The organism is Heminiphilus faecis, from assembly GCF_008728965.1.
GTDB lineage: Bacteria > Bacteroidota > Bacteroidia > Bacteroidales > Muribaculaceae > Muribaculum > Muribaculum faecis.
Map to the genome: position 1 here is coordinate 1 of NZ_VSMC01000073.1, position 699 is coordinate 699.

General features: G+C 50.8%; 1 protein-coding gene. It reads right to left on the reverse strand.

The genetic code is table 11. The annotated features are described in order from the left end of the window. A partial coding sequence (locus tag FW767_RS12970; protein WP_394349350.1) for a fimbrial protein occupies positions 1–625 on the reverse strand: 625 nt, incomplete at its 3' end. Positions 626–699 lie beyond the last annotated feature (74 nt).

Sequence of the window (699 nt, forward strand, 5' to 3'; positions counted from 1 at the left end):
CGTACTTGAAGCTTATCTTTGCCATCATTCGCGTCAGGTGTATGTCTATCGGGTCGAGGTCAGTCTCTTTGCGTATGGTGTCTTTTACGGAGCCTTCCATGAGCAGATACTCGTCTTCTCCCATCTCGACATTATCCTCTGTGAATGGATATTTGTAGTCTATGAATTTTTCCTGAGTGGACAGGTCCTTGTCCTTGGCCCATTCGGGGTCACATGTGTTGGCGAGGACAAATACGCGGCTGTCGTTTCCCTCTGCCAGACGTATGTTCAGTTTTCTGATCTCTGTCGATGTCACTTCATAATATCGTGGCGCTATGAGCTGCTTTCCGTCGTTGTCGTACTGGAACACCCATATGTCGTGGAGCGCTTCCTCGGCCGCTTTTTCGGGGTCATCGGCAGTGTCATCGCCTTCGGCGCGCGACGGTATGTCGTTGACGAGGGGCTTGCCTATGAGTGTGGGCTTGTCGGTATGTAGCCGCAGAGGCACCTCGAAAGTCTCGGCCCGGTCGCCGGGGAGTGCGTCGGTGTCGATTATCGTGTCGTTGAAGCGTTCGTCACTGCACGAAGCTGTCATAAGCAACAGCGCCGTAGCCGATATGTTGATAAGTTTTGCAAAAACTGCCATTGCGGATAAAGTCAATAAAAATTAAGTTATGAATATTTTACTCGTCAACGTCGCGTACACAGCGTATAGGACCG